8 protein-coding genes are annotated in these 11,480 nt (G+C 66.4%); 5 read left to right on the forward strand and 3 right to left on the reverse strand.

Translation table 11 applies throughout. The annotated features are described in order from the left end of the window. Nucleotides 1-329: 329 nt before the first annotated feature. The 3 genes from A7X97_RS00660 to fdnG are packed head-to-tail and all read right to left on the reverse strand — an operon-like array spanning nucleotide 330 to nucleotide 4,970. The gene (locus A7X97_RS00660) at nucleotides 330-977 is read right to left on the reverse strand and encodes a formate dehydrogenase subunit gamma (RefSeq protein WP_061480581.1); all 648 of its coding nucleotides are present in this window, start codon (nucleotides 975-977) and stop codon (nucleotides 330-332) included. Continuing rightward, nucleotides 974-1,891 (reverse strand): formate dehydrogenase subunit beta, encoded by a 918-nt coding sequence (fdxH, locus tag A7X97_RS00665; RefSeq protein ID WP_012481154.1) that lies wholly within the window; start codon nucleotides 1,889-1,891, stop codon nucleotides 974-976. Before fdxH ends, A7X97_RS00660 begins: the two co-directional genes overlap by 4 nt. A 10-nt stretch (nucleotides 1,892-1,901) precedes the next feature. Continuing rightward, nucleotides 1,902-4,970 (reverse strand): formate dehydrogenase-N subunit alpha, encoded by a 3,069-nt coding sequence (gene fdnG / locus A7X97_RS00670; protein WP_141653593.1) that lies wholly within the window; start codon nucleotides 4,968-4,970, stop codon nucleotides 1,902-1,904. A gap of 290 nt (nucleotides 4,971-5,260) precedes the next feature. Here fdnG and gmk point away from each other — a divergent pair, with 290 nt between their 5' ends. From gmk to recG, 5 genes are all read left to right on the forward strand, one after another. After that, on the forward strand, nucleotides 5,261-5,926 hold the full coding sequence (gmk, locus tag A7X97_RS00680; protein ID WP_005410878.1) for a guanylate kinase: 666 nt from the start codon (nucleotides 5,261-5,263) through the stop codon (nucleotides 5,924-5,926). Between the two features lie 110 nt (nucleotides 5,927-6,036). After that, complete coding sequence (gene rpoZ / locus A7X97_RS00685) at nucleotides 6,037-6,336, forward strand: DNA-directed RNA polymerase subunit omega (protein WP_005410877.1); 300 nt, start codon at nucleotides 6,037-6,039, stop codon at nucleotides 6,334-6,336. A gap of 106 nt (nucleotides 6,337-6,442) precedes the next feature. Then, nucleotides 6,443-8,605, forward strand: a complete 2,163-nt coding sequence (locus A7X97_RS00690; RefSeq protein WP_005410876.1) for a RelA/SpoT family protein — start codon at nucleotides 6,443-6,445, stop codon at nucleotides 8,603-8,605. Nucleotides 8,606-8,800: 195 nt separating this feature from the next. Beyond that, on the forward strand, nucleotides 8,801-9,187 hold the full coding sequence (locus A7X97_RS00695; RefSeq protein WP_005418954.1) for a RidA family protein: 387 nt from the start codon (nucleotides 8,801-8,803) through the stop codon (nucleotides 9,185-9,187). 7 nt (nucleotides 9,188-9,194) lie between these two features. Next, entirely contained in the window at nucleotides 9,195-11,306 is a 2,112-nt protein-coding gene (gene recG / locus A7X97_RS00700; protein WP_072168456.1) for an ATP-dependent DNA helicase RecG, read from the forward strand. Nucleotides 11,307-11,480: the final 174 nt, after the last annotated feature.

The following is an 11,480-nucleotide window of genomic DNA, read 5'->3' on the forward strand; positions in this document are numbered from 1 at the left end:
CGCATGGCGTGGATCTACCGTGTCGACCAAGGTCGACACCTACCAGAGCGGGATGCCCTTCCGGCAGGCCGCGGGAAACTGTCGAAGGCGGGGTGGATCCGGTGGCAGGGGCGTGAGCGCCATGGATGGCGCGACCGAGCTTACATGGGTGAGGGCGCTTTGTTTGCGAAGCACTGCTTCGCAAGCGCCCGAACGCACAGCCGCCAGCGGCTGGGCCGGGCCCCGGAGGGGTACTTGCAGCGTCCCCCGCAACCGGGCCCACCCCGCCACCCCTCAGAAGGCCCGCTCTTGACGTTGATTCTGCGGGTGCAGGGCCGCAGGCCCTGCGGCTACCCCTGTTCCCGGCGCCCGCGCAGGATGTCGCGGAACCACTGACGGTGATGCTTGTACGCCCACCCATAGGTCACCTTGCCCTGGGTCATCGCCCGCACCGATCCCTTGATCCAGAGCGCCGCATAGATGTGCACCACGATCGCGCAGACCAGCACCCAGCCGAACAGCGCATGGGCCAGCACCGAGAAGCGGATCACTCCGATCGGGAAGAAATGACTGAAATACTGCCGCCAGATCACGAAGCCGGTCAGCAGCAGTGCCGACAGGCAGCCGATGATGGCCCAGAACAGCAGCTTCTGGCCGGCATTGAAGCGACCGACCGGCGGCAGCTTTTCATCCTCGTTGCGCAGTACATCGCGCATGCCACGCATCCACGCGCGGTCATCGGCGGTCGGCAGGTTGTCGCGCCACATGCGCAACGCCAGCAGCGCAAAGCCCACCACCATGGCCAGGCCGATGAACGGATGCAGGATGCGCGTCCACGGGCCGCCACCGAACAGCTGGGTCAACGGGAACAGGGCAGGGTGGAACAACGCCAGCCCGGACAGCGCGGTCAGCACGAAGCAGATCGCCACGATCCAGTGATTGATGCGGGTCGGCGCGCGGTAGCGGACGATCTGCCGCGGGTGCGGGGCGTACTTCATGGCCGCTGCTCCTCTTCGATCTTCTTCGCCTCGTGCTCGGCTTCTTCTTCTTCCTCGTCATTGACCGTGTTGCGGCCGATGCCGATGTAATGCAGGAACCCAGCAAAGGCCGTGGCGGCGATCGCCAGCACGCCCAGCGGCTTGGCTACGCCCTTCCAGACTTCCACCATCGGGCTGATGCGGGGGTCCTTGGGCAGGTCGGCGTAGAGCTCGGGCTTGTCCACGTGCTGCAGCACGTACATCACATGGGTACCGCCGACGCCCTGCGGGTCGTACAACCCGGCGTTCTCGTAACCCCGTGATTTCAGGTCTTCCACGCGTCCGGCGGCATGCTCGGTCATCGCCTGTTTGCTGCCGAAGGTGATCGCCCCGGTCGGGCAGGTCTTCACACAGGCCGGCTCCTGGCCGACCGCCACCCGGTCCGAACACAGCGTGCACTTGTAGGCCTTGTGGTCCTTCTTGGAGATGCGCGGTACGTCGAACGGGCAGCCGGTCACGCAGTAGCCGCAGCCGATGCAGTTCTCTTCCTGGAAGTCGACGATGCCGTTGGCATACTGGATGATCGCGCCGGGCGAGGGGCAGGCCTTCAGGCAGCCCGGGTCGCTGCAGTGCATGCAGCCTTCCTTGCGGATCAGCCACTCCAGCTTGCCCTTTTCGTCCTCGTACTCGCGGAACTTCATCACCGTCCACGACTGTTCGCTCAGATCGGGCGGGTTGTCATAGCTGCCAACGCAGCTGCCCACTTCGTCGCGCAGGTCGTTCCACTCCATGCAGGCGACCTGGCAGGCCTTGCAGCCGATGCACTTGCTCACATCGATCAGCTTGGCGACCTGGCCGGTGTGCGCACCGCGCGCCTCCGGTGAGGGCGTGGTGGTGGCCGAGCGGCGGATGATGTCCAGCGATTGCAGTGACATGGCGTTTCTCCTACACCTTCTCGACCTTGACCAGGATGCACTTCGATTCGGGCGTCTGCGAGTTGCCGTCACCGATGGCATTGGTCAGCGTATTGGCGATATATCCGGGCTTGGCCGCACCGAGGAAGCCCCAGTGGATCGGCACGCCCACCTGGTGCACGGTCTTTCCATCGATCTGCAGGGCCTTGATCCGCTTGGTCACCATCGCAACGGCTTCGATATGGCCACGCTTGGAACTCACCCGCACGCGGCTGCCGTTGGTGATGCCCAGCTCGTCGGCCAATGCCGCGCCGATCTCGACGAACTGCTCGGGCTGGATGATGGCGTTCAACTTGCCGTGCTTGGTCCAGAAGTGGAAATGCTCGGTCAGGCGGTAGGTGGTGGCCACATGCGGGAACTCGTCCGGCGAACCGATCTGTGCACGGTCGCTGGCGAACACGCGTGCCGCCGGGTTGTTCAGCGTCAGCGCCTGGCCGGGGCTGAGCGGGTTGCTGCGCAGCGGGGTATCGAACGGTTCGTAGTGCTCCGGGAACGGGCCTTCGGCCATCCCGGCCTTGGCGAAGAAGCGGGCGATGCCTTCCGGGTTCATGATGAACGGGCCCATCCCGCCGGCGGGATCTTCGTCGGCCTTGAAGTCCGGCACGTCCACGTTGCCCCAGTTCTTGCCGTTCCAGGCCAGCAGCGTGCGGCGCGGATCGAAGGGCTGGCCGGCCACGTCGCACGAGGCGCGGTTGTACATCACGCGGCGGTTGGCCGGCCAGGCCCAGGCCCAGCCCAGGGTGTTGCCGATGCCGGTCGGGTCACTGTTGTCACGCCGCGCCATCATGTTGCCGGTCGGACCCCAGGCGCCGATGTAGATCCAGCAGCCGGAGGCGGTGCTGCCGTCGTCGCGCAGGTCGCCAAACGCGGCCAGCTGCTCGCCGGCCTTGCGCACCAGCCTGGTCGGGTCCTTCGGATCGAACACGTCCACGAGCGCCTTGCCGTTGTATTCCATCGCCAGTTCTTCCGGCGTCGGCAGCTCCGGGTTGGCGTACTTCCAGGCCAGGTCGCGCACCGGCTCCCACCACGCACCGCCATCCTTCTCGTACATCGCTTTGATGCGATGGAACAGCTCGGACATGATCTCGATGTCGCTGCGCGCTTCGCCCGGCGGGTTGGCCCCCTTCCAGTGCCACTGCAGCCAGCGCGATGAATTGACCACCGCGCCGTTCTCCTCGGCGAAGGAGGTGGTGGGCAGGCGGAACACTTCGGTCTGGATCGTGCTCGGGTCGACGTCGTTCAGTGCGCCGTGGTTCTGCCAGAAGGCGATGGTCTCGGTTTCCAGCGGATCCATGCTGACCATGAACTTCAGCTTGGAGAACGCGCTGATCAGCTTGCCCTTGTTCGGCGCCGAAGCCAGTGGGTTGAAGCCCTGGCAGATGTAGCCGTGGATCTTGCCCTCGTTCATCAGCTCGTACGCCTGCAGCATGTCGTACGGCTTGTCGAGCTTGGGCAGGTAATCGAAGCACCAGTTGTTGTCGGCGGTGGCAGCATCGCCCCACCACGATTTCATCAGACTGACGTGGAACTTCGGGTAGTTCTGCCAGAACGACATCTGGTTGGCGCGCAGGGGCTTCTGCGTGCGCTTGGCGATGTAGGCCTCGTAGTCCTGCTCATCCTGTTTCGGCAGCGTCAGGTAGCCGGGCAGCAGGTCGGACATCAGGCCGATGTCGGTCAGGCCCTGGATGTTGGAGTGCCCGCGCAGCGCGTTCATGCCACCACCGGCCACGCCGATGTTGCCCAGCAGCAGCTGCACCATGGTGCCGGCACGCACGTTCTGCGCGCCGATCGAGTGCTGCGTCCAGCCCAGCGCGTACAGGATGGTCATCGCCTTGTCCTTGCCGGCGGTGGACGCGATCATGTCCCACACCTGGCGGATGCTGTCGGCCGGCGTGCCGCAGATGCGCTCGACCATCTCCACGGTGTAACGCGCGTAGTGTTGTTTCAGCAGGTTGTAGACGCAGCGCGGGTCCTTCAGCGTCGGGTCGCTGCGCACGAAGCCATCGTCACCGTAGGCGTAGTCCCAGCTGGAACGGTCGTAGCTGCGCTTCTCTTCGTTGTAGCCCGAATACAGGCCGTCCTTGAAGGCGAACTCGTCCTTCACCAGGAACGACATGTCGGTGTAGTTCAGCACGTACTCGTGCTGGATGCGGTCCTCGGTCAACAGGTAGTTGATCAGGCCGCCCAGGAACACGATGTCGGTACCGGTGCGGATCGGCGCGTACACATCGGCCACCGCGGCCGAGCGGTTGAAGCGCGGATCGACCACGATCAGCCGGGCCTTGTTGTGCGCCTTGGCCTCGGTCACCCATTTGAACCCGCACGGATGCGCCTCGGCGGCATTGCCACCCATGATCAGGATCAGGTCGGCATTCTTGATGTCGACCCAGTGATTCGTCATCGCACCACGGCCTAGCGTCGGGGCAAGACCTGCCACCGTCGGGCCGTGTCAGACACGTGCCTGGTTGTCGAATGCCAGCATGCCAAGGGAGCGGACGACCTTGTGGGTCAGTACCGCGGTTTCATTGCTGGTGGCCGAGGCCGCCAGCATGCCGGTGGTCAGCCAGCGGTTGACCGTCTGCCCGGCTTCGTTCTTCTGCACGAAGTTGGCATCGCGGTCTTCCTTCATCAGCCGCGCGATGCGGTCCAGCGCATCGTCCCAGCTCAGCCGCTTCCACTCGTTCGAGCCCGGCGCGCGGTACTCGGGGTAGAGCAGGCGCGACTTGCTGTGGATGATGTCGGCCAGGCCGGCACCCTTCGGGCACAGCGTGCCGCGGTTGACCGGATGGTCCGGGTCGCCCTCGATGTGGAAGATGCTCGGCTCGGCGTTCTTGGCGCCATCGCCGAGGCTGTACATCAGGATGCCGCAGGCCACCGAACAGTAGGTACAGGTGTTGCGGGTCTCGGTCGCGCGGGTCAGCTTGTATTGCCTGACCTCCGCGAGCGCGATGCCGGGCGCGAAGCCCATCAGTGCCAGGCTGGAGCCGACCAGGGTTGTCCCGGTCACTTTCAGGAACTGGCGGCGGCTCATCGATGGCATGCCGTTCTCCTGGGATGGCGGGGAGGCGCAGGCCTCCGGGCTGTCGTTGGGTACGGGCCGGTTATAGCACAGGCCTCCGGATGCCCATGTGGCACAAGGCGCGGCGCCTGCCGGACGGGCCCGGAAAGGGCCTGCTCTGGTAAAGTTGCGTGCCCGCCCCCTGGGGAAGCGTCTGCCGGGCCTGGTTCCAGGATGTTCCGCGCAGCCCCCGCCGTCCTGGCGCGATCCTCCGCGCCGGACCTGGAACACCGAGGAAAAATTTTGCGAAATCAACCAATTGGGTTCCGCGCATGAGCGCCCCGTCGAAGCCGTCGGACGCCGTTGCGCGCGGCACGCTGTACATCGTGGCCGCCCCCTCCGGCGCCGGCAAGAGCAGCATCGTCAATGCCACCCTGGCGCGTGACCCGCAGATCGCCCTGTCGATTTCCTTCACCTCGCGCGCGATGCGCCCCGGTGAGGTGAACGGCCAGCACTACCACTTCGTCAGTGCCGAGAAGTTCGAGCAGATGATCGCCGCGGGCGACTTCTTCGAACACGCCTGGGTGCACGGCGACTGGAAGGGTACGGCCCGGCAGTCGGTGGAACCGCAGTTGGCCGCCGGCCAGGACGTGCTGCTGGAGATCGACTGGCAGGGCGCGCAGCAGGTGCGGCAGCTGGTGCCGGGCACGGTCACCGTGTTCATCCTGCCGCCGTCCAAGCAGGCCCTGCAGGACCGCATGCGCAAGCGCGGCCAGGACAGCGAAGCGGTCATCGCCCAGCGGCTGGGGGCAGCCCGCGATGAAATGCTGCACTTCAACGAGTTCGACTACGTCATCGTCAACGAGGTGTTCGACACTGCCGTGGACGAGCTGTGCGCCATCTTCACTGCCAGCCGCCTGCGCCGGGAGGCCCAGAAGGTCCGCCACGCCGGCCTGATCCAGGCGCTGCTGACCCCCGATCCGGGTGCAACTGACTGATTCCAAAAGAATCGGGTAGGGGTTGGCTTGATTTTGTCCAGCCCCTGCCAGTACACTCCGCCCCCTTTCCCTCATTCGACTGAGCGGCCGACCGGTCGCCGGGAGCCCGTATGGCCCGCATCACCGTAGAAGATTGCCTGGAAGTCGTTAACAACCGTTTCGAACTGGTCATGATGGCGTCCAAGCGTGCCCGCCAGCTCGCCAACGGCGTGCAGGCCACGCTGGACAACAGCGAGACCGAGGACAAGCCGACCGTGCTGGCGCTGCGCGAAATCGCCGCCCGCAAGATCGACAACGCCCTGATCGACGAAGTCGAGAAGGCCGAGCGTGAGCGCGCCGAGCGCGAAGCGCTGGAGTGGGCTGCCGCCGAAGTGGTCGCCGACGAAGACATGTCCAAGAACGACGATTGATCGCATCGATCAACGTAATCGTTGGATACACCGAACAGCCCGCCCCGTGCGGGCTGTTTCGCATTCAGGATTTGCCGTAAACGTCGCGCTGGAATAGGCTTCGGGCATGAACCCAGGCCCCACTGCCAAGGTCGCCGCAGCCCCCGCTGCCGCCGTACCCGACTACGTCCTCCAGCTTGAACGCGCCGCCCATTACCTGCCGCCGGAACAGCTGCCGCTGTTGCGCCGTGCCTGGGAAGTCGGGGCCTCCGCGCACGCTGGGCAGACGCGCAAGTCGGGCGAGCCCTATATCACCCATCCGGTGGCCGTTGCCCAGGTGCTGGCCGAACTCGGCCTGGACGTGGAAGCGCTGATCGCCGCGATCCTGCACGACACCATCGAAGACACCCCGCTGACCCGCGAGGCGCTGGCCGCCGAGTTCGGCGAAGCCGTGGCCGAACTGGTCGACGGTGTCACCAAGCTGGACAAGCTGAAGTTCCGTGACCGCCAGGAGGCGGCCGCCGAGAGCTTCCGCAAGATGCTGCTGGCGATGTCGCGCGACCTGCGCGTGATCATGATCAAGCTGGCCGACCGCCTGCACAACATGCGCACGCTGGGCGCGCAGAGCCGCGAAGCGCGTGGCCGCATCGCCCGCGAGACGCTGGAGATCTACGCGCCCATCGCCCAGCGCCTGGGCATGAGCCTGGTCAAGAGCGAGCTGCAGAACCTGGGGTTCAAGGCGCTCTACCCATGGCGCCACGCCATCATCGAAAAACACATCCGCAGCCAGCCGGTGGTGCGCCGCGAAGCGATGGCGCAGGTGGAAGTGCAGCTGTCGCAGCGACTGGCCAAGGAGGGGATCGAGCATCGGCTGATCAGCCGCATCAAGACCCCGTGGAGCATCTACAACAAGATGCGCGACGAGAACAAATCCTTCGACCAGGTGATGGATGTGTTCGGCTTCCGCCTGGTCGTGCGCAGCGTGCCCAGCTGCTACCACGCGCTGGGCTCGGTGCACGCCACCTTCAAGCCGCTGGATGGGCGCTTCCGCGATTTCATCGCCATTCCCAAGGCCAACGGTTACCAGTCGCTGCATACCGTGCTGTTCGGGCCGTATGGCTCGCCGATCGAGGTGCAGATCCGCACCGAGGAAATGGACCTGATCGCCGAACGCGGCGTGGCCGCGCACTGGACCTACAAGTTCGGTGGTGATTCGCCCAACAGCGCACAGAGCCGTGCCCACGCCTGGATCGTCGAGCTGATCGACTCGCAGCGCGCCGCCGGTTCCTCGCTGGAATTCCTCGACAACGTCAAGGTCGACCTGTTCCCGGACGAGGTCTACCTGTTCACCCCGAAGGGCAAGATCCTGGCCCTGCCGCGCAACTCCACCGCGCTTGATTTTGCCTACGCCGTGCATACCGACGTGGGCAACATGGCGGTGGCCTCGCGCGTGGACAAGAAACTGGTGCCGCTGCGCACCAAGCTGGTGTCGGGCCAGTCGGTGGAGATCATCACCGCTCGCTCGGCCACGCCGAAACCGCAGTGGCTGGAATTCGTGGTGACCAGCAAGGCGCGCACCGCCATCCGCCACCAGCTCAAGCAGCTGGAGCACGAAGATGCCGTGCAGCTCGGCCATCGCATGCTCGACCGCGCGCTGGAAGCGATGGATTCATCGCTGGAGCGCCTGCCGAAAGGCCGCCTGGACGCGTTCCTGGCCGAACACCGCTTCCCGCGCCTGGAAGCGCTGCTGGCCGAGGTCGCACTGGGCAACTGGATGCCGACCCAGGCCGCGCAGGCGCTGATGGCCTACGCCGAACTGCGTGGCGGCCCGCATTCGCGTCACCATTCGCAGGAGAAGATCCTGATCAACGGTAGCGAACGCGGCGTGGTGACCTTCGCCGGCTGCTGCCAGCCGATACCCGGCGACGAGATCATGGGCTACCACACCGCCGGCAAGGGCATCGTGGTGCACCGCATGGACTGCCCGAACCTGGCCGAGCTGCGCAAGTCGCCCGAGCGCTGGGTGCCGATCGGCTGGGACACCACCGTCTCCGGCGACTACGACACCTCGCTGGTGGTGGAAGTGGAGAACGGCACCGGCGTGCTGGCGCAGCTGGCCGCCGCCATCGCACAGAGCCATTCCAACATCGAGCGCGTGGACTACCTGGACCGCGACTTCAACGCCGCCGTGCTGGCGTTCAACATCCAGGTGCGCGACCGCAACCACCTGGCCGAAGTGATGCGCCGCCTGCGCCGCCTGTCGGTCGTGCAATCGGTACGCCGCCAATAACCCCACCCCATGCGTGGTGGATTTTGTAGAGCCGAGCCCATGCTCGGCTGCTCTTGCCTGAAGCAGCCGAGCATGGGCTCGGCTCTACAGGCGGCGCATCACATGCCCGGACTGCGGTAGATCCACGCCATGCGTGGATGCACCCCCAGCCGGTACAATCACCGCTCTGTTTTCCCCCAAGCACCGGAGCGACCCATGTCCCGCCAGATCATCAACACCGAAAAGGCTCCCGCCGCCATCGGCCCGTACTCGCAGGCCGTGCGCGCCGGCAACACCGTGTATTTCTCCGGCCAGATCCCGCTCGACCCGGCCACCGGCGACATCGTCGGCGCCGGTGACGTCGAAGCACAGGCCCGCCGCGCCTTCGACAACCTCAAGGCCGTGGCCGAAGCCGCAGGTGGTTCGCTGGACAAGGTCGTGCGCCTGGGCCTGTACCTGACCGACCTGGGCGAGTTCGCCAAGGTCAACGCGGTCATGCAGGACTACTTCCAGGCCCCGTACCCGGCCCGTTCCACCATCGAAGTCTCCGGCCTGCCGAAGGGCGCCAGCTTCGAGGTCGACGCGGTGATGGTCATCGACTGACCGCCACGTGGCACGCAAGGCGGCGGTCACCCCGGTCCTGTCACCGTCCGGCGAAGCATCCCTGGCGATGCTCGCCGGCGTCGGTCCGGCCGTGGCCGCCAAGCTGCAGGCGCGTGGCCTGGCCACCCTGCAGGATCTCTGGCTTCACCTGCCGCTGCGCTATGAAGACCGGACCCGGCTGACCCGCATCGAAGACCTGCGCAACGGCGTGCCGGCGCAGGTGGAAGGGCGGGTGGTCGCGGTCGAGCGCGGCATGCGCTACCGGCCGATGCTGAAAGTGGCGGTGGAAGACGAAGGGCAGGGCACCCTGGTGCTGCGCTTTTTCCACTTCCGCCAGCAGCAGGTCGGGCAGTTCGCGGTCGGCACCCGGCTGCGCTGCTTCGGCACGCCCAAGCCCGGCCACCTCGGCCTGGAAATCGTCCATCCCAGCTACCAGGTGCTGGGCCGCAACGACGATCCCGAACTCGGCGACCGCCTCGACCCGGTGTATCCCACCGTCGAAGGGGTCGGCCCGATGACCATGCGCAAGCTGATCGGCCAGGCGCTGGACCGCCTGCCCGAGGAGAGCACGCTGGAATTGCTGCCCAGCGGCTGGCTCGATGGCCTGGGCCTGCCTTCGCTGCGCAGCGCGCTGCTGACCGTGCACCGGCCACCGCCGGATGCCGATCTGGCCGCGTTGGCCGCCGGTACCCACCCGGCGCAGCGTCGCCTGGCGATGGAAGAACTGCTGGCCCATCACCTCAGCCTGCGCCGCCAGCGCATTGCCTTGCAGGCACACCATGCGCCGCCGCTGGCCGGTCCTGGCAAGCTGGCCAAGGCGCTGCTGAAGCAGCTGCCGTTCGCGCTGACCGGCGCGCAGGCACGCGTGTTCAAGCAGATCCGTGAAGACCTCGCGCGCCCCAGCCCGATGCTGCGGCTGGTGCAGGGCGACGTCGGCTCCGGCAAGACGGTGGTGGCCGCGCTGGCCGCCATGCTGGCGGTGGAGCAGGGCAAGCAGGTTGCGTTGGCCGCACCCACCGAACTGCTGGCCGAGCAGCACCTCAACAATCTGCGCGGCTGGCTGGAACCGCTCGGTGTGCGCATCGCCTGGCTGGCCGGCAAGGTCACCGGCAAGGCGCGCGCCAAGGTGATGGAGCAGGTCGCCAACGGCGAAGCACAGGTGGTGGTCGGTACCCACGCGCTGATGCAGGAGGCGGTGGTGTTCCAGGACCTGGCGCTGGCCATCGTCGACGAGCAGCACCGCTTCGGCGTGCACCAGCGCTTGGCCCTGCGCGACAAGGGCGCGGGCGGCAACAGCGTGCCGCACCAGCTGGTGATGACCGCCACGCCGATTCCGCGCACGCTGGCGATGTCCGAGTACGCGGACCTGGATGTGTCGGCGATCGACGAACTGCCGCCGGGACGTACACCGGTGCAGACGGTCGCGCTCAACAATGATCGTCGCCCGGAGCTGATCGAGCGCATCGCACTTGCCTGCCAGGAAGGGCGGCAGGTGTACTGGGTGTGTACGCTCATCGAGGAAAGCGAAGAGCTGGATGCCACCCCGGCGCAGGCCACCTACGAATCACTGCAGGCGCTGCTGCCTGGTGTTCGCGTCGGGCTGGTGCATGGCCGCCTCAAGGCCGCCGAGAAGCTTGCGACGATGGTGGCGTTCAAGGCCGGCGAGATCGACCTGCTGGTGGCGACCACCGTGATCGAAGTGGGCGTGGACGTACCGAACGCCTCGCTGATGGTGATCGAGAACGCCGAGCGCCTCGGCCTGGCCCAGCTGCACCAGCTGCGTGGCCGCGTGGGCCGCGGTTCGGCGGTGTCGCGCTGCGTGCTGCTGTACCAGGCACCACTCTCGCAGATGGCGCGTGAGCGCCTGCAGACCATGCGCGAAACCAACGATGGTTTCGTCATCGCCGAGAAGGACCTGGAACTGCGCGGCCCCGGCGAACTGCTCGGGACGCGCCAGACCGGCCTGGCCGGTTTCCGCATTGCCGACCTGGCCCGCGACGCTGGCCTGCTGCCCGGCGTGCATGAATTGGCCGAGCGCCTGTTGGCCCAGCAACCGGCCCTGGCTGATCGCGTGGTGCAGCGCTGGATCGGCACCGCGGTGCGTTACGCCTCGGCCTGATCCCTGTAGAGCCGAGCCCATGCTCGGCTGCCGTTCGCGCTGCGCGCGGGAGTCGAGCATGGTTCGACGCTACAGACAGCCTTTTCGATCATCTCGCGGATATGTCGACCAAGGTCGACACCTACCAAGAGCGGTAGCGATCTGTCGAAGGCGCGGTGGGGCCGGTTGCGGGGG

The sequence above is a fragment of the Stenotrophomonas sepilia genome, assembly GCF_003244875.1.
GTDB classification, from domain to species: Bacteria; Pseudomonadota; Gammaproteobacteria; order Xanthomonadales; family Xanthomonadaceae; genus Stenotrophomonas; species Stenotrophomonas sepilia.

Coding starts and splice junctions, on each gene's coding strand:
- A7X97_RS00695 (WP_005418954.1), top strand. CDS start 8,801: ATGTCCCGCCAGATCATCAACACCGAAAAGGCTCCCGCCGCCATCGGC.
- gmk (WP_005410878.1), top strand. CDS start 5,261: ATGAGCGCCCCGTCGAAGCCGTCGGACGCCGTTGCGCGCGGCACGCTG.
- fdxH (WP_012481154.1), bottom strand. CDS start 1,891: ATGTCACTGCAATCGCTGGACATCATCCGCCGCTCGGCCACCACCACG.
- A7X97_RS00660 (WP_061480581.1), bottom strand. CDS start 977: ATGAAGTACGCCCCGCACCCGCGGCAGATCGTCCGCTACCGCGCGCCG.
- A7X97_RS00690 (WP_005410876.1), top strand. CDS start 6,443: ATGAACCCAGGCCCCACTGCCAAGGTCGCCGCAGCCCCCGCTGCCGCC.
- rpoZ (WP_005410877.1), top strand. CDS start 6,037: ATGGCCCGCATCACCGTAGAAGATTGCCTGGAAGTCGTTAACAACCGT.